General features: G+C 36.3%; 13 protein-coding genes and 1 other RNA gene. 9 read left to right on the forward strand and 5 right to left on the reverse strand.

All coding sequences use genetic code 11. From position 1 onward, the window contains the following. Positions 1-143 precede the first annotated feature (143 nt). Together thiC and CQA66_RS02430 are read left to right on the forward strand one after the other, a co-directional pair. On the forward strand, positions 144-1,496 hold the full coding sequence (gene thiC / locus CQA66_RS02425) for a phosphomethylpyrimidine synthase ThiC (protein ID WP_104763277.1): 1,353 nt from the start codon (positions 144-146) through the stop codon (positions 1,494-1,496). A 651-nt stretch (positions 1,497-2,147) separates the two neighbouring features. Then, on the forward strand, positions 2,148-3,617 hold the full coding sequence (locus CQA66_RS02430) for a major outer membrane protein (RefSeq protein ID WP_104762748.1): 1,470 nt from the start codon (positions 2,148-2,150) through the stop codon (positions 3,615-3,617). Between the two features lie 177 nt (positions 3,618-3,794). On the opposite strand, the gene serA is transcribed toward CQA66_RS02430, so the two are convergent. Then, complete coding sequence (serA, locus tag CQA66_RS02435; protein ID WP_104762747.1) at positions 3,795-5,402, reverse strand: phosphoglycerate dehydrogenase; 1,608 nt, start codon at positions 5,400-5,402, stop codon at positions 3,795-3,797. A 163-nt stretch (positions 5,403-5,565) separates the two neighbouring features. On the opposite strand from serA, the gene ubiE reads away from it, so the two are divergent. After that, the gene (ubiE, locus tag CQA66_RS02440) at positions 5,566-6,288 is read left to right on the forward strand and encodes a bifunctional demethylmenaquinone methyltransferase/2-methoxy-6-polyprenyl-1,4-benzoquinol methylase UbiE (RefSeq protein WP_104762746.1); all 723 of its coding nucleotides are present in this window, start codon (positions 5,566-5,568) and stop codon (positions 6,286-6,288) included. 16 nt (positions 6,289-6,304) lie between these two features. Then, the gene (gene recO, locus CQA66_RS02445) at positions 6,305-6,937 is read left to right on the forward strand and encodes a recombination protein RecO (protein ID WP_104762745.1); all 633 of its coding nucleotides are present in this window, start codon (positions 6,305-6,307) and stop codon (positions 6,935-6,937) included. A 216-nt stretch (positions 6,938-7,153) separates the two neighbouring features. On the opposite strand, the gene CQA66_RS02450 is transcribed toward recO, so the two are convergent. From CQA66_RS02450 to ffs, 3 genes are all read right to left on the reverse strand, one after another. Beyond that, the gene (locus CQA66_RS02450; protein ID WP_104762744.1) at positions 7,154-8,185 is read right to left on the reverse strand and encodes a twin-arginine translocation signal domain-containing protein; all 1,032 of its coding nucleotides are present in this window, start codon (positions 8,183-8,185) and stop codon (positions 7,154-7,156) included. Positions 8,186-8,326: 141 nt separating this feature from the next. Further along, positions 8,327-9,775 carry a catalase gene (locus CQA66_RS02455; RefSeq protein WP_104762743.1) on the reverse strand — a complete coding sequence of 483 codons (1,449 nt, stop codon included), beginning with the start codon at positions 9,773-9,775 and terminating at the stop codon, positions 8,327-8,329. A gap of 323 nt (positions 9,776-10,098) precedes the next feature. Next, positions 10,099-10,196, reverse strand: an RNA gene (ffs, locus tag CQA66_RS02460) — signal recognition particle sRNA small type. Between the two features lie 186 nt (positions 10,197-10,382). On the opposite strand from ffs, the gene CQA66_RS02465 reads away from it, so the two are divergent. Further along, on the forward strand, positions 10,383-11,378 hold the full coding sequence (locus tag CQA66_RS02465) for a TatD family hydrolase (RefSeq protein ID WP_104762742.1): 996 nt from the start codon (positions 10,383-10,385) through the stop codon (positions 11,376-11,378). A 49-nt stretch (positions 11,379-11,427) separates the two neighbouring features. Here CQA66_RS02465 and CQA66_RS02470 read toward each other — a convergent pair whose 3' ends face one another. Further along, complete coding sequence (locus CQA66_RS02470; protein WP_104762741.1) at positions 11,428-12,450, reverse strand: type I glyceraldehyde-3-phosphate dehydrogenase; 1,023 nt, start codon at positions 12,448-12,450, stop codon at positions 11,428-11,430. Positions 12,451-12,536: 86 nt separating this feature from the next. Here CQA66_RS02470 and CQA66_RS02475 point away from each other — a divergent pair, with 86 nt between their 5' ends. From CQA66_RS02475 to CQA66_RS02490, 4 genes are all read left to right on the forward strand, one after another. Next, positions 12,537-14,804 (forward strand): metallophosphoesterase, encoded by a 2,268-nt coding sequence (locus CQA66_RS02475; protein WP_104762740.1) that lies wholly within the window; start codon positions 12,537-12,539, stop codon positions 14,802-14,804. A 64-nt stretch (positions 14,805-14,868) separates the two neighbouring features. Then, positions 14,869-16,305 (forward strand): TolC family protein, encoded by a 1,437-nt coding sequence (locus tag CQA66_RS02480; RefSeq protein ID WP_233707700.1) that lies wholly within the window; start codon positions 14,869-14,871, stop codon positions 16,303-16,305. A 9-nt stretch (positions 16,306-16,314) separates the two neighbouring features. After that, on the forward strand, positions 16,315-17,424 hold the full coding sequence (locus CQA66_RS02485; protein ID WP_233707699.1) for an efflux RND transporter periplasmic adaptor subunit: 1,110 nt from the start codon (positions 16,315-16,317) through the stop codon (positions 17,422-17,424). Then, complete coding sequence (locus CQA66_RS02490; protein WP_104762739.1) at positions 17,414-17,692, forward strand: hypothetical protein; 279 nt, start codon at positions 17,414-17,416, stop codon at positions 17,690-17,692. The genes CQA66_RS02485 and CQA66_RS02490 overlap by 11 nt, the downstream gene beginning before the upstream one ends. The last annotated feature ends 1 nt before the right edge of the window (position 17,693 follow it).

Raw genomic sequence — 17,693 nt, forward strand, 5'->3', positions numbered from 1 at the left:
TATATAATAGCGAAGATATACTTTGTTACTTTATTATTTTATCATTATGCAGAAATGTATCTTTATTAAGATTTTTGTAGTTTTTACTATATAATTAATTGCCTGAATAGTTAAGTCGGGAAATGAAAGTTTAAGGAATTGCAATGAGCGAAAATATCAGAAATTCTTGGATAGAAAAAAGAAAAGATGACGCAATTAAGACGCAGTTATATTATGCAAAACAGGGAATCATTACTGAAGAGATGCGTTATATCGCAAACATTGAGAATCTAAACCCCGGGCTTATCCAAAAGGAAGTTGCAAGAGGCAGGCTTATTATCCCTGCAAATGTTAATCATAAAAATCTTGAACCTATGGGTATTGGTATCGCTACGCGCACAAAAATCAATGCTAATATCGGTTCATCACAGATTGTAGAAGACATTGATGAGGAAGTGCAAAAGCTCAAAACCTCTATCAAATATGGTGCTGACACTGTAATGGACTTAAGCACAGGTGGAGACTTGGATAAAATTAGAGAGGCAATTATACAAGCTTCAAGCGTGCCTATTGGCACAGTGCCCATGTATCAGATTCTCCATGATGTACAAAACGATGTTTTACGACTTGATATTGACACAATGCTCAACGTCTTGCGCAAACAAGCCAAACAAGGCGTAAGTTATTTCACGATTCATTGCGGGTTTTTGCTCGAACACATGCCTTTTGTCGCCAAACGTAAAATGGGTATTGTGAGTCGAGGTGGGAGCTTAATGGCAAGCTGGATGCTGCATTATCACAAACAAAATCCATTCTATGAATATTTTGATGAGATTCTAAAGATTTGTCAGGAATATGATGTTTCACTTTCTTTAGGAGATTCTTTGCGGCCTGGTTGCTTGGCTGATGCAAGCGATGAGGCGCAATTTGCCGAGCTTAAAATATTAGGAGAACTTGCTAAGAGAGCTTATCATGCCAACGTGCAGGTGATGATAGAGGGACCAGGGCACGTGCCGCTCAATCAAATTGAACGCAATGTAGAGCTACAAAAACAATTTTGCAATGAAGCTCCTTTTTATGTATTAGGACCTTTGGTTACTGATATTGCCGCAGGTTATGATCACATTGCAAGCGCAATTGGTGCTTGCGTGGCGGCATGGAAAGGTGTAGCAATGCTTTGCTATGTAACCCCTAAAGAACATTTAGGATTGCCTAATGCTAACGACGTGCGAGAGGGCATTATCGCTTATAAAATCGCCGCACATGCAGCAGATATTGCACGTGGGAGAGTCGGAGCTAGAGACAGAGATGATGCGATGAGTGATGCAAGATATAGCTTTGATTGGAATAAGCAGTTTGAGTTGGCACTTGATGGAGAAAGAGCGCGTGAATTCCATGATGAAGCCCTCCCGCAAGAAGTATTTAAGGACGCGGAATTTTGTTCAATGTGTGGACCGAAATTTTGCAGCTATAAAATCACACAGGATATTTTTAAAAATTACAAAGAAAACGTATGAGACACAAACACTTTATAAACAAAATATTTTTTAAGAAAAACATACTCTAAGTCGCATAGAATCTTTTCATAGAATCCTTTTTCATTGCTATTGCTTGTCCTCTTTTGGTTCTGTTTGCTATTAGGTGTCATTAAACAAGAAAAATAGCAATGGTTTTCAAGAAACGTTATAACTCTGCACAATCACAATATCTATAATATCTTTGCAGATTCTATAAGCAATCATTTCGCACGAACACTCAAACAGTAAATTACAGCTTTAATCTCAAATATAAAGAGACATTATAAGATAAATGCAATTTGCCTAACATCACATCAGAATAATATTGTAAATACAAGAAAAATAAACATGAATATCTGCAATATAGTATCTATTCGTAACATTTTATAAAGCTATTTCTATCTTTTTTAAATTAGTTATTATTATTTTTGAATAATTATATATTCAATATATAATTATTCAAAAATATATATATTTAATAATTAATATTTTTATGAAATAATAATATAAACAAATAAATATTACTTTTTGATAAATTATACTTCACTAAAAATAGCATATTGTCGCAAGATATTCGCATTTCCTTAATTTTTTTAGGATTTTTTCGCAGCTTATTGTATATTAAGAGCAAACTAATTTTAAGGTGTGTTTATGAATACAACAACTTCTCAATTTTTTCCCACAAAATTTTCAACTGGACATAGGAAATTATTCGTTGCGAGTTTTATATTCGGTGCTTCATTAAGTAGTCTAGAAGCAGCAAGTAAGCTCTCTGAAATAATTGATAATGCGACAATTAGCGGCTTTGCTTTTACGCGTATTTCTAGTTTGCACGGACGAGATGGTGAGGGTACAAGGTGGCAATGGCGATTTAAGCCGGTTGTAACAACTGGTGCCGTAAATGGCTGGAGTGGTTCTGTAGGGATCTTTTTCTCTAAGGGTTCTTCTGTGCCTGATAGCAACAATACAGACGGTGATATTGGAGCAAGCCGAGGCGATGTAAGCGAAACAACGGTAGATAGATTCAGTATTAGCGATTATTATCTTACTTACAATGCAAAAGAGCAGTTAGGCACAGACACTATAATCATTGCTGGACAGAAATCGCCGGGCACAGTGTTTACCGATAATGTGCTTGATAGAGCAATGGGTGTGTTTATTCAAAATAAAGATATATCAGCTCTCAATATCGGCTTGCAATGGTGGGATACATGGATGGGTGATGATATCTACTTCTCTCCTAGAGGCAACATGCAAAATAACGCAGGTATTGGAAATAATGTGTTCCTTCTCTCTCTTGGGAGTGGTTCTGATTTCACGAAGCAAACAGGCTTAGATTATAATCTAACTTATGCGTATGGCAATAGATGGTTTGATTTTATGCTTTTTGGGAATATTGGATATACAGCAAAGTTTGGTAATAATTCTCTAGGTATCCTTATACAAGGAAGCTCGACGCGTCTAACTGATAATCCGCATATTTTTAGTAATGCTACTACATTCAGTGCGATATATCAGCAAACTGGACCAACAGGATCTAATGGATATAACTTCGCGAAGCAAAGAGGTATGTATAATCTGCGCATAGATTATAAATATCATTTATCAGACTCTTCGGCAGAAGATTCTGATGCTCCTAAATCCATTGGTTTTGTTGGTTTCTCTATTGGAACTATGGGAAGCTTTGGACCAGGATATGGTACATTGATTGATAATACAGGCGGCTTAAAGCTAGGCGGCGTACTTTGGAATGGCTATTCTGGACCAGAAGCAAATGGCTTTGGGATCTTAGGCACAGGGGGCTTTGATAAAAGCTGGTTGTATGGCGGGTATCTAAAAGCTGAAATGAAATACAAGAAATTTGGGGCATCTTTGGATGTGGTCTATGTTGCAACTTCACATTTCTATTATCTCAAAAAAGCCGGCACAGATGGAACCCTCAATGCCAATGGAAAACTTTATACTAAAGAGAACGCTATCAAAAAAGCTAACTTTATTGAAGTAAGCCCAACTATCACTTATCAAGTAACACCAAGTATCAGCATGGCAGCGTATTATGGATATTTACTTGGCAATCCGCAATTTGGTAGATTTAGATTCCTTGTTAATTATGTCTTTTAATAGAATCTTGCTAATCATTAAGGAAGAGGACTTCTTGTTTGTCTAATTGACAAGCAAGGAACAAGACAGCATAACAACGAAGCGAATCTTGCCGTATTGGGAGTTTCAAAAGAATCATTAAAGAATCGAAGAATTTACGTCATAACAAAAAGGCAAACAATCATAAATTCATGAAACCTACAATAACACACTGCGCACATTTAAGCATTCCTTTATCGCGCGCAAATCGTCAAGTAAAGCCCTTGTAACGGTGTTATCAACTAAAATCAATGCAAGAGCTTCTTTATGATGTATATCCCCGTGCCTGCCCAATCTAAAGTCTGCGATATTCACATTATGCCTTGCTATCGTGTTACCAATACTTCCAATAACGCCAGGTACGTCAGTGTTTTTCACAAGAATCATATTCCCCTTTGGCTCTAAATCCATGCCAAACCCGTTGATATTATTGAATCGAATAATATGCCCATCATAGACCGTGCCACTAACACTCATACTTTCTTGCTCGGTAGTAACGGTCAGTGTAATAAGATTCTTATATGCCCCTGCACTATGCTTTAGTTCTACATGCGCACTTACACCACGTTCTTTGGCGACAAAATGCGCATTCACATAATTAATGCCATCATCTAGTGAGGGCTTCAAAGCCCCAACGAGCCCAAACGTACATAAGGCGTCTTGATATTTCTCTAGCTCTAATCCATGAATATGCAAAGTTAGGGAGCTTATTGCTCCATTCACAGCTTGCGCGGCAAAGTAACCTAACTTTTGCGCAAGCTCTAAATAACTCGCAATAGAATCTGGAATGTCTTGATTTTTGGTAGGAAGATTGAGTGCGTTAGGGAAAGCAGAACCTCTAGCGGCAGAAATAGCCGCATTAGCAGCTTCAATAGCAATTTTCTCCTGTGATTCAAGAGTATTTGCACCAATGTGCGGCGTTACATAGAGATTCTCTAACTCTAAAAGCTTGTTTTCAATAGCTGGCTCTTTATCAAATACATCAATACCAGCCCATGCAATCTTTCCGCACTTTAATCCCTCATACAAATCATTCTCGTTATACAGCCCTCCTCTAGCGCAATTAATCAGAATCACACCGTCTTTCATTTGCGCTATTTCTTTGCTTGTAATCATATTAGTAGTCTGCTTGTTCTTAGGGGTATGGATAGTGATTATATCGCAAGCTAAAATATCCTGAAAATCTGTCGTATATTGCACTCCTAAATCTAAAGCTTTGTTGGGATTAATATAAGGGTCATAGGCTATAACTTCCATTTCAAAGGCTTTTGCACGAACGCCCACGCGACTACCAATGTTCCCAAATCCAATAATACCTAGCTTTTTATCCTTTAGCTCTATGCCATACCAGTCTTCCCTATTCCATATTTTCTGTGTTTTTAGTTGATAATTCGCCCCAGGAAATCTACGGATAGCACTAAGCAAATGCGTCATAGTAAGCTCCACCGCTGCTATGGTATTGGCTGTCGGTACATTCATAACCACTACTCCACGATAAGAGCAAGAGTCAATATCTACATTATCTACGCCCACGCCAGCGCGCACAATTGCTTTAAGCCTCTTAGAATCCTTGCAGGCAGATTCTAATAAATCGGGGGTAACTGAAGTGGAACTTCTTGTAATAAGTACATCTGCTTTATGCAAGTGTGTAAACAATTCTGGCTTTGATAAGTGCGCTAGATTCTCTACTGAAATATCTGCTTGGGAACGCAAAATTTTCAATCCCTCTTCATGAATATGGTCGCAAACTATGATATGTTTGTGCATCATCTCTCCTTATAATCTGCTAATTCGCAAAATAAATCATTATTGTATAGCATTACTCTAAATCACGGAACTATTAGTAACAATTTGCTAAAAGTATCGTATGCTATCATCATTAAAATGCTAGAATCCTTGATGTATTTACATACCACGATAAAGAGCAAAAATGGACTCGCAACATAAACAAACGCAAATCATTGATATGTTTAATGATATTGCGCCCACATACGATAAAACCAATAGACTTATGAGCATGGGAATTGATACAAGCTGGAGAAAAGAAGCCTGCAAACAAGCCCTAAAAATTATCAACAAAACAAATGTAGATATAGCTGATATTGCCTGTGGGACAGGCGATATGATGTTGCATTGGACACAAGAAAGTCAAAACTTAAATGTTGTAATAGATTCCCTTGTAGGTATAGATCCATCAACAAATATGCTAAATGTTGCTAAGGAAAAGATTCCAAATGGCAATTTTATCATCGCGCAAGCCGATAATCTCCCTCTTGAATCGACAAGCAAGGACATTCTTTCAATTGCTTATGGCTTACGTAATGTGGTGAATAGAAAGGATTCACTACGGGAATTTTATAGGGTGCTAAAACCGCAAGGAGTGCTGATTGTCCTAGAGTTTATGTCGCAAAGTCAAAAAACCGTGCCTTCTTTTTTCATGCAATTCTATACTCGAATCTTTCTTCCGATTATAGGAGGAATTATGTCTCGCAACTTTCGGGCTTATAAATACTTGCCAAATTCTATTGATAATTTCGTTACGCGAGAATCTTTAGAAGAAGAGCTTTTATTACACGGCATGCCTACGATTTTTTCTAAAAGTTATAGTGCCAATGTCTCATCTTTGATTATTGCACAAAAGAGCAATCACTAATCCTATCTAATACGCAATGCAAGGCTTTATTTTACAAATCACGAAAAGCATTAAAGAAGATGTGCTAGTTAAACTTATCACAACAAAGCATTATTATACGCTTTATAGATTCTATGGAGCAAGGCACAGCATCCTCTATGCAGGAAGAAATATTGACTTCGAAGTAGAATATCAAGGGATATACATTCCTAAGTTACGAAATATTTTTCACATTGCCAGAGAGTATGAGCAAGACCTAGAAAAAGTCTATATATGGCAGCAATTTTGCTCGCTTTTAGACAAGCACCTACAAGAGCCCAACAGCCACGAACCAAAAGAGATTCCCCCTTTCTATTACACTATGCTTGAAAACGGAGTAAGAAAACTCAAAAAGCAACAAGCAAAGCGGGTAGCGTGCTGCATGTATGCAGAGCTATTAGAATTTGAAGGGCGACTTTATCAAAAAGAAAACTGCTTTATTTGTGATAATAAATTAGAAAAAAAAATAGCCATCACACGAGGATTCTTACTCGCTCATCCTGCTTGTGTGCATTCTCCTGCTCTATTGGATAGAGATTCTGTTATGAAATTTTACGCAACAAAGAACCTCATTAATTTCAATAACGAAGAATGCGCCAATCTGTATCAAATAGTGCTAGAAGGCTTATAGAAAATATGAAAGGGCTGGAAAAAAGGGAATAAAAGATATAGATTGAAATATATTCTCTGCTTAAATGGGCTGAATGCTTGTAATTAGGAATTGTAATAAAAAGCCGTTTAATGCAAAACAACTTACAAGATTCTGTTGCTGCTTTCGGCAGCTTCTTACAACGATTGTCGCCATTGCAAGAATGATTCATTGTGAAGTGATCATTGTGCTGCAAAATCACACAGCAATCGTACTATGAAAATGCTCAAGATTATAACTGCTTAGCTTTGCTCCATCCACTTCTCCATAAGCTTGCTGCAATGTGCTGACAAGAATAGAATCCAAAGTAATATCACGCAAATAGTTAAGCATAACCCAATTATTATCCCATTGTGTAAAACTATCCTGCATGATGGTTGCATAACGTTGTGTACTATGTTCAAGCATAGCATTCTTGTTTTGTAAAGCTTCCCTCGCTTTAATAGCCAATAAAGAATCATTGACAAGCCAAGCATTATTAACAAAAACGACACTTCTCGTATAAACTTTGGGCGTAGAATCATTAAGCGCGTAACGTCCGCTATCAAGACTAATACCAAAGCATTCAAAGCTCGGAATCCCCGCTTCACGGCAAAGAGCAACAAAAACAGAAGAGGCACTAAGATTCTCGCCTCGCAAAATCTCATTACCATTTATATCTTTGATGCTGCGAATGCCTTGTATGTCCTGTCCATCTTGACTAGAAATATTACGCGTTACCCATGCAAAAAGCTTCTCTGCCTTTTGCCTATCACTTTGATAATCTGCAACAAGAGAATTGACAATGCCCGCTATTGTAGGGTTTGAACGGATATAACGATCTTGGGGCTGATAATCTGTAAAGTCTTTCAAATCAAGACTAGATTCCAAGAATTTGGCTTTCAAATTCAGTGTTGTTTTGAGGTGCTTTTCATTATCATTATGTCGCCAAACTGCATGCAAGATTGGAGTATTATTATCATTGCCTAAAGAATAATCATCATAATTTCCCTCTACTCTAAGGTTGTAAGGTGTTTGAAATCCGTTGCTCAATGCTAAAGGCAACCAAAGATTGAGCGTATTATGCGTCTCAAACCTGCTTTTATAAGTAAAAGAAAGAGAAAAATCTCTAATAGATTCTTCTCTCTTGTTATGCGCATGGGCAAAAAGCATATTTCCCATAGTCATTGCTCCTAGGCTTAAGGCACTGCCCTTTAGGAAAGAACGGCGATTAAGTTTCTGTGTATCCATAAATATTCCTTATTCATTATTGATTTCGCTCAACTAACTCTATTATCAATGTTTGCTAGATGAATCTAGCTAAACTGATTCTATTGTCATAAAATAGAATCTCAAATCTCCAATGTATTTGGCAATCTCAAAGGAAATCTTTTACTTTAACAACTCTGCAACTCTGTTGCCATAAGCTGGATCTGCCTTTTTAAAATGCCCTAACTGCACCTTAATAATGCGGCTATCAATACCTTTCATAGTACCTGCAATAGTTTGGCAAAGTCTCTCTTTTTCCTCTGGTTTCATTAATCGATACAAATCTCCAGCTTGTGTATAGTAGTCATTGTCATCTTCTCGATAATCCCATTGCGCTAGTCTTGTTTCTTGTTCAAAGACATTAGGGTCTAAGATAGGCTCTTTAAGCTTCCAATCATCTTTATAGCCAGGGAGAATACTGGGGTTATAGTTACGCATGCTACCGTATGCTCCATTGGTCATAAAGCCATCTCTTACGGTGCTAGTAACAGGTACTTTTGGCGCATTAATAGGCAATTGATGGTGATTAGCACCCAAACGATAACGATGTGTATCGCCATAAGCAAATAGTCTACCTTGTAATAATCTATCAGGGCTAAAACCAATTCCAGGGACAATGTTTGCAGGGGCAAAGGCAGCTTGCTCAACTTCTGCGAAATAATTTTCGGGATTACGATTAAGCGTCATAATACCAATTTCAATCAAAGGATAATCTTTATGGCTCCAAATCTTTGTTACATCAAACGGATGGAATCTATAAGTTTTTGCATCACTCTCTGGCATTACCTGAATAGAAACTCTCCATCTAGGAAAATCTCTTCTTTCAATAGAATCAAATAAATCTCTTTGGTGAGAATCTGTATCTTTGGCACGTATTGCAGCAGCTTCTTCGTTTGTTAGATTCTTAATGCCCTGTAAGGTATGAAAGTGGAATTTGACCCAAAAACGTTGATTCTTCGCATTAATAAGGCTAAATGTGTGGCTACCATACCCGTTCATGTGTCGATAACTCGCTGGAATACCCCTATCTCCCATAAGGTAAGTTACTTGATGTAAAGATTCTGGTGTTTGACTCCAAAAATCCCACCATGTCTCTGGATCTTGTACACCTTTCTTTGGATCTCTTTTTTGACTATGAATAAAATCTGGGAATTTATAAGGATCTCGAATAAAAAATATAGGGGTATTGTTTCCTACTAAATCCCAATTCCCTTCTTTAGTATAAAATTTCACTGCGAATCCTCTAGGATCGCGCACCGCATCTGCACTTCCGCGTTCTGGAGCCACTGTAGAAAATCTGATAAACATAGGTGTTTTTGTGCCTTTAACAAAAACTTTTGCTTTCGAGTAGCGGCTAATATCGGCTGTTGCTTCAAAAACACCATGTGCACCACTACCGTGTGCATGCACAACTCGCTCTGGAATCCTTTCCCTGTCAAATGCCGCCAATTTCTCCAAATACCAAACATCTTGTAAAAGCAAAGGTCCTCTAGGTCCTACGCTCATCACATTTTGGTTATCATAAACGGGTCTGCCTGTTGTTGTAGTTAATTGAACAAAATCTTGTGCCATATATATCCTTTATAGTAAAATGAACTTAATTATACGAGGTAAATGATTAATGAAAAATACAAATAATAAAAAATATCAAGAAGCTAAATTTACTTTATAATACCAAATCCTAAGTATCAGATTATAAAATATACATTTTGTTCCGAATAAAAGCACTTATAAATGTAATAAATATACAATGAAAAATAATTTTTGTTTATATCTTTGTATAGGATATTTATTATACTTAAATAAAAAATATTAAGACATCGGGTAGAAAAAAGTTACAAAAGTTTAAAAACAAGGGGAAATTATGAATATTATGTAGCATATTTCATGAACCTCATTTACCAGAAACCAATGGCACACAAAAAATAGAAATGCTCTGCTATGTTCCCATCCTGAAGCGTTGTTTCTATTTCCTATTGCATAGGGCTAGCAAAAGAGGCAAACAAATTATAATGATTTCTACTTAAATTCCACTTAAATCTCTCCATTCATCAAGAAGAAGATTTGCCACAATAAAAAGCTCTTCTATTAAAACAATTAATCAAAAGCCAAAGATTCCTTACTGCTGTATTTCGTCTTTTTATAGTAGAATCCTTAAATTATTGTAAAGAGGATTAATATGAATGCAATGATTGACACACATATTCATTTAGATTCTAAAGATTTTCACAATGATTTAGAACAGGTTATCACAGAATCTCAAAATGCCCATGTAAGCCACTTTCTTATACCGGGCGCATCGCTTGAAACATTGCAAAAAGCAATAGACATTGCAGCAAATTATCCAAAAATATTTCTTGCCGCAGGTATTCATCCTTATCATACTGATGAAATGATTTTACGCATAAAAGTGCAAAATCTCTCATATCTGCTTTCTCTTTTTACCCATACAAATGAAAAAGACAAAGGGGTATCTTTAGAATGTTTTGTTGATTCTCTCTTAGAATCTTGGGCACAATGGATAGAGCTTATGGATTCGCATGCGATAATTTGGCAGCAAGATTGTCTTAGGCAATTTGAGAGAATGTTTAAATTAGAATCATGTAAAGCTGTCGGGGAATGCGGGCTAGATTTCTTCCGATTAAACGTGAATGATTTAAGTTTAGAACAAATCGCTCTTGAAGTTCTCTTGCAATTCTTATGCTTTTGCAAACAAATTACATTTGCATTACAGAATAATCTACCGCTTATCTTGCATGTCCGTGATAGCAAGCAGCATTTCGCGGCTAGCCTTTGCACACTAAAGATTCTGCAATTCTACAAAGACAAAGCAAAGTCTCTTTATGGTACACAATTACGAGGAGTGTTTCATTGTTATAATGCCCATGATAGCCTATTAACAATGAGTGAATATTTTTACTATGGAATTGGTGGAATCATCACATTCAAGAATGCAAAAGAAATTGCAGAAATCCTACCAAGTATTCCACTAGAAAGAATCCTGCTTGAAACTGATGCGCCCTATCTAGCACCAACACCACATCGTGGCAAACGCAACGAATCGAAGTTTTTACCACTAATTGTAGACAAAATAAGCGAAATCCTAGCTATACCCGCAAATGAAATCCAAGCTCTGACAACTAATAACGCGAAGAAACTTTTCGCATTGCAATAATAACCTAAATAACTTTTAGAATCTCGCAAACGAAATAAATGTACAAAAACTAGTCAAATGTGTCAATAAGCTCTGCCATATCCAAAATCCTATTCGCATAGCCCGTTTCATTGTCATACCACGACATGAGTTTCACAAGCTTGCCAATCTTAATGCTTAAATCCTGTGCAATAACGCTACTATAAGAACTACCCAAAAAATCACTGCTGACTCTCTCTTTAGTGTCAAGGCTAAGAATCCCCGCCATAGAATCTTTAGCATAGGATTCTAAAAGTTGATGCAAAGAATCTAAGCTTACTTCTTCTCTAATGTAAAAGGATAAATCAGCCATTGACACATCTGCAACGGGAACTCTCAAGCTCTGCCCATGTATTTTACCTTCCATGTTGGGAAGTACTCTTTTTAATCCAAGCGCGGCTCCTGTGCTTGTTGGAATAATATTATTAGGCGCGGAACGTGAACGTCTTTTCTCAAATCGATGAGCATTATCAAGAAGATTCTGATCGTTTGTATAGCTATGAATTGTAGTCATCACGGCATGCTCTATGCAATAGTGCTTATCAAGAATATAACAAATAGGCGCAATGCAATTAGTTGTGCAAGAAGCGTTAGAAATAATTTTTTCGCCTTTATAATCATGCGCATTTACTCCGAGCACAAAAGTCGGCATATTGTCTCGAGCCGGTGCAGAGAGAATAACCTTTTTTGCCCCATTAGTAAGGTAATGAGTGAGTGTGTCAGAATCCAAAAACTTACCACTAGATTCTATCATCACATCGACATCGCTACAATCAATATGCTGTGTGTTAGCAAAATTACTAACTCGGATTAGCGGCTGTGTTTGATAGGCTTCATTTATAGAAAGAAAACGTAGCACCTGTTCCCCATTATTGTCTACCATTACACATTCATAATTAAGCAAATTTCCATGCGTAGTGTCAAAATTAATGAGATAACAAAGAATATCCCATTTCGCAATATCATTAAGAATTTTGATTGTATGTCCTCTTTGTAACGCTAAACGTAAGATTGTACGACCCATTCTACCTAAGCCATTGATTCCTAATGTCATGTCCTAATCCAAGCTAAAAATTGCGCTAAGGTATTATATACCAAAATTTGCTAGAATATCTAGGATTTACATTAAAAGGAGAGCCAGTGAGATATCTACTACTTACGCGTGGAATGCCGCTTTGTGGGAAAACCACATGGATACAGCAAAACAACCTGCAAGAATATACATTAGATACTAAAACACTTGCTTATCTTTTCCAATCTCCCAAACTTGACGTTCACGGAAACCACTATTTCTACCACCATAAACTCTATTTTACTATGCTGTATGAAGCACTCAAATCACGTATGGCAAATGGGGATTTTATCATTATAGAAGATTCACACATTGCACATTCTTACTTTAGTAATTATCAAGAGCTAGCCAAAATATATGCTTATACAATCGTGATTGTGGACTTTAGCGACGTTCCTTTAGAGGAAATTCTCAAGAGAGCGCAGCAAATAACACAAAGTCAAACATTGCAACACAGGCACTATACCCACGAGGAAATTATGGCTCTTTATCAAGAACTGCAACAAACACAGATTCCTATTCCTAGTCAAGTCATTAAGCCTCAAGAGATTGATTCGTTTCTTCGTATAACGCCTTATAATTTAAATGGTTATAAAAAGATTTATCATATTGGAGATATTCACGGCTGTTTTCGGATATTGCAAAAACACCTAGCGACAATACAAGATGACTGTTTCTATATTTTTTTAGGAGATTATATTGATAGGGGATTGCAGAATTACGAAGTGCTGAAATTTCTGACTAGCATTATGCACAATAAAAATGTATGTCTTTTGGAGGGCAATCATGAGAAATGGTTATGGCACTGGGCAAATCATAAAGAAATACATTCACGAGAATTTCGATTAAATACACAAAAAGAACTCGAACAAAAAGGGTTTTCAAAACGAGAAGCAAAACTATTCTACAACAAACTCGTACCATATTTCTATTATAGATTCCATGATAAATATGTTCTTTGTACACATGGTGGACTCTCTAATATTCCACAGCGCTTTCGTTTATTGAGCGCGTCAGAATGTATTTATGGTGTTGGCAACTATACAGAAAATATCATTGTTGCCAATGCGTTTAGCAACAATACAGATTCGAATCATTATCAAATCTTTGGACACAGAAACAAAGAAGATTTGCCATTGAATTTAGCCCCGCGTAATTATCTCTTAGAGGGAAGGATAGAATTTGGTGGATTTCTGCGCACGCTTGAACTTAACCAACAAGGATTTCATGACACGAGCATACGCAACACTCTTTTTATCACAAATCAAGAAAAACAACAAAGAGAAATGATTCAAAAAGACTTTGAATATATGCAAAGAAATAACTTGGCACAGAATCTCGACTATCAATCCTTTGTTGCCTATCGCAAACCATCAACAAAAGCAAAACCTTGTACATTTTACCCTTATGTCATCGATACCAACTTATGGAGGATTGTTGCGCGCGGCATTGCAAACGATACTTATCATTCTTTCACTACTTTACAAAATAAAAATGCTCAAATAGATTATCCGCTCACAATTTACGCCACTACAATGGGAGAAACACATCTCATAAGTTATTACAACGAGAAATTTTATTTCATAACAATGAACGATAAGCCATCTATCACACAGAAGATTCCACAAGGCATACAATTAGACACATCTTGCGCGCAAGAAATCATTACATTGCTACAAAATACGCTCAAAACACCATCTTTCTCCTTGCAAATACAAAGACATCTGCGAGGATGGACTTTAACTAATATTTTTGCTAATTCCTTTGAATCTCATGAGCTCAATTATCCAACATTAGACAAAGTAGCAAAGCTCTTAAACATTCATAGCATAACGCCCATAATTACTATCCAATCTCAAGAAATGCTACAAGAAATATTGCCAATATTCTATCAGCAACAAACCCATACTAATCATTTCTTATTAGAGACTTGCATAGCAGACCTCACTAATAATGACTGCCAAGAGTCAACGCAGATTGCAACCTTGCCTGATACATTCAAACAAGATTCAAAAGTATTAGAATCGTTACAAAATTTCTCTTGTTTAATCAAACAAAAATCATTTTTATTCTGTAATATATTTGCATACGATAGCAAGAATAATTTTTATGAATGTCGTTCATTTATCACACAGGAATATCGAGTAATGGAACATATTGTCAAAATTTGGTCGCTACAAAACACAATCTCACGGCTGCAATGGATAAACACAGACTTGCGGGAAATATTCTATATATGGTTTATAGCGCAACGAGAAATACAACATTCTCTATTACAAATGCCATTTAATGATATTTGGAATCTTTTCTTGCTTTTTCTTTGGAAAGCAAAATAATTGGATTAATCAAACGGTTACGTTTGTGTATTACAATAATTATGTTAATTAGTAAGGAGCTATTGTGTTAAGCGTCTTAAGATTTCTTTATAAATATCTTTGGAAAACATTGCGAAATGGAATTTTCATAATTATTATAAGCCTCCCTGGTTTCGCACAAACTTTAGAAATACAAGATGTGATTAAAGCCATTGAGCAAAATTCCCTAGAACTTATAGAAAATAAAGCGCAATTTGAGAGTTTGCTAGCAGAAGGGAGATCTAATCTAGCATGGCAATATCCCTTTATTGAAGCCAACGGAGAAACAACCAAAACAAATGGTGAGCATGCTGGAGAATGGAGTGCTATTGTGTTTGTTAAACCCAAATTCTGGTGGGTAAACACTCTATTAAGAACAAGTCTTGATAATAAAAACAAAGAATATCAAAGTATGCACAAACTACTTCGCAATATTAGTTTTATTGAAATAAAAAGAATCTATCTCACTTATATCGCCACAAAAGAAAAATATAAGTACCATCTTAAAAGAGAAGCAAACTTTCTACAACTTCTAAACATTGCCAGAAAAAGACTGGTAGGGGGCAGTGTTAGTCGCAAAGACTTCACAAACTTCGAATCTGCTTATACAGATTCTCTATTGACTACTATCGCTGTACGCAATGAGCTTTTAGAGCTACAAAAATCTCTTTTTATAATATTAGGCTTAGATAAAAAAGATTTCATATCGCAAGTAGAACAAAATTCTCAAACTTTGCCACAACCCACAAATATACTAAGCACAAATGATTCTAATGATTCTTTAGCACAGGCTCAATCTGAAGAAGAGGCAGGCTATGGCTTGACTACACAACAATTAACTACCGATCATTTATCGCAGGATCCGCATTCCAATCCTATTATAAACACTGATATTAGAATCGCCAACCTTCATTTTGCTTACATAGAGCCTGATATAGATTTGTCTGCGGAAAAACTGCAAAATTCCCTTTACACAGAGATTCTAGACTTGCAAGCAAAACAACATCAATCAATGAGTAAATATGAAGCAAGAAATCATTGGGATACTTTGGAACTCGGCGCAGGAGTGAAATACTCACTCTCTTCTTATAATCCAACTCTGCAAGTCTCCATCCCTCTGCCTGTTACAAGAAAACAATCATACTTAAAGGCAAAATACATGTCTTTAGAATCTGGTGCACTTGCAAAGCAGGCCATTACAAAAAAGCAAATCGCCATTAAAGTCAAAGCCTATATTCAAGAATTAGCTCTGCAAAGAGAATATATTAATATCGCAGAGAGAAATACACAGGTAAAACGCCACCTAGCAGAGCTCAATCGTCTGGGCTATGAATCCCAACAAGTAACACTCTTTGAATATGTTACTCAAGAAAATGCTTTTGTAGATTCTCAAATTGCATTAGTAAATGCACAAATTAAATACATTGATTTAGTGGCACTTTTGGAACACACATTAGGAGAAAGTTTTACAAAAATAAACTAAAGGAATACAATGCAAATACATAGAAGCCTTATGGTTATATTCACATTACTATTAAGTATAAAGAATCTTTGCGCAGCAAACTACACCGTTATACAGCTCAAAGATTCTGAAATCAAAGCTATGGGTATAGAAACATTCACTATCAAGAATACATCAAGGAATCAAAGGGGGATACCTTTTTCGGCTACAGTGGATTTTGATGACAAAGATGGCTATACGCAAAACTCAAGTTTAGAAGTTGTTGTTGTGAATCTCCATAAGAGATATGGGGAAAGTGTGCAAAAAGGAGAGCCTATTTTAGAAATAAATTCCAATGCTTTAAGTCAGTTATATTTCTCATTACAAAACATTCGTAGTAAATTTCAAATCGCTCAAGAAATAGAACAAAAAGATAAAGACTTATTTCATCAAGGTGTTATCTCTGAACGCGACTATCAAACAAGCTATTTAGCAATGAATGAGCTGCGTTTAAAAATAAGTGAAATTCGCTCTTCTTTTTCTATCTTTGGTATTGACCCCGACAATGCGCGAGGAGAACGTGGGTTTTTAGTTCGGGCAGCTGGAACGGGGAAGATTTCTGTCGTACCAACTCAAATTGGGGAAAAAATTCCAGCTTTTACACCTTATATTCGTATCGCAAAACCAGATAACGATAATGTATTATTGCGAATAAGAGTCCCCCAAAGTCGTATTAAAGGTGTCCAAAAAGGTTTTGCCGTATTTGATGAAAAAGGCAAAAAAATTGGAATGATTGAAAATATTTCGCGCATTATCGACCAACGAACCAACACAATTAGCGCAATAGCACGTGTAGAAACAAAAAATTTCTATGTAGGCGAAATCATAGAAATTTATATTGCAGGTAATATTGGCTCAAACGGGGTAGTAATCCCTGATGATTGTTGGATAAAGTATGATGATGATTACATTGCATTTGTACAAACTAGCACAGGATTCCACCCTGTTAGCATTAACCTTATAGAAGAAAGAGATCAAGAATCAGTTGTAGAAAGCGCGGAACTCACAGTAGGCACAACAATAGCAAAAGGCTCTCTTATCTTTCTTAAAGGCATTATGATTGGTTTAGGGGAAGACGAGGATAATGGAAATGCCCAATAATGCTTGTATTAAAATTCTGCCTTTTTCTCTAACGCAATCTTTGCTGATAAGAATCTTATGGTTGCTTCTACGCAATGCCTATTTGATAAAGCCAAAGGAAATTCTTCATTTTCACTCAAGACTACAAAACAAAAAGTTATTTGGCAATAGCCTTACAAGAAAGGAAAGCTGGAAACATGTCCGCAGATTCACTATTATTATCTACAAACTACCGCCGCATATTTCCTTGTTGTTCCACTATAAAAACATCGGGTTCATACAGGAGTAGG

Source organism: Helicobacter aurati (assembly GCF_003364265.1).
Lineage (GTDB): Bacteria > Campylobacterota > Campylobacteria > Campylobacterales > Helicobacteraceae > Helicobacter_A > Helicobacter_A aurati.

Coding starts and splice junctions, on each gene's coding strand:
- thiC (WP_104763277.1), top strand. CDS start 144: ATGAGCGAAAATATCAGAAATTCTTGGATAGAAAAAAGAAAAGATGAC.
- CQA66_RS02430 (WP_104762748.1), top strand. CDS start 2,148: ATGAATACAACAACTTCTCAATTTTTTCCCACAAAATTTTCAACTGGA.
- serA (WP_104762747.1), bottom strand. CDS start 5,402: ATGCACAAACATATCATAGTTTGCGACCATATTCATGAAGAGGGATTG.
- ubiE (WP_104762746.1), top strand. CDS start 5,566: ATGGACTCGCAACATAAACAAACGCAAATCATTGATATGTTTAATGAT.
- recO (WP_104762745.1), top strand. CDS start 6,305: ATGCAAGGCTTTATTTTACAAATCACGAAAAGCATTAAAGAAGATGTG.
- CQA66_RS02450 (WP_104762744.1), bottom strand. CDS start 8,185: ATGGATACACAGAAACTTAATCGCCGTTCTTTCCTAAAGGGCAGTGCC.
- CQA66_RS02455 (WP_104762743.1), bottom strand. CDS start 9,775: ATGGCACAAGATTTTGTTCAATTAACTACAACAACAGGCAGACCCGTT.
- CQA66_RS02465 (WP_104762742.1), top strand. CDS start 10,383: ATGAATGCAATGATTGACACACATATTCATTTAGATTCTAAAGATTTT.
- CQA66_RS02470 (WP_104762741.1), bottom strand. CDS start 12,450: ATGACATTAGGAATCAATGGCTTAGGTAGAATGGGTCGTACAATCTTA.
- CQA66_RS02485 (WP_233707699.1), top strand. CDS start 16,315: ATGCAAATACATAGAAGCCTTATGGTTATATTCACATTACTATTAAGT.
- CQA66_RS02490 (WP_104762739.1), top strand. CDS start 17,414: ATGCCCAATAATGCTTGTATTAAAATTCTGCCTTTTTCTCTAACGCAA.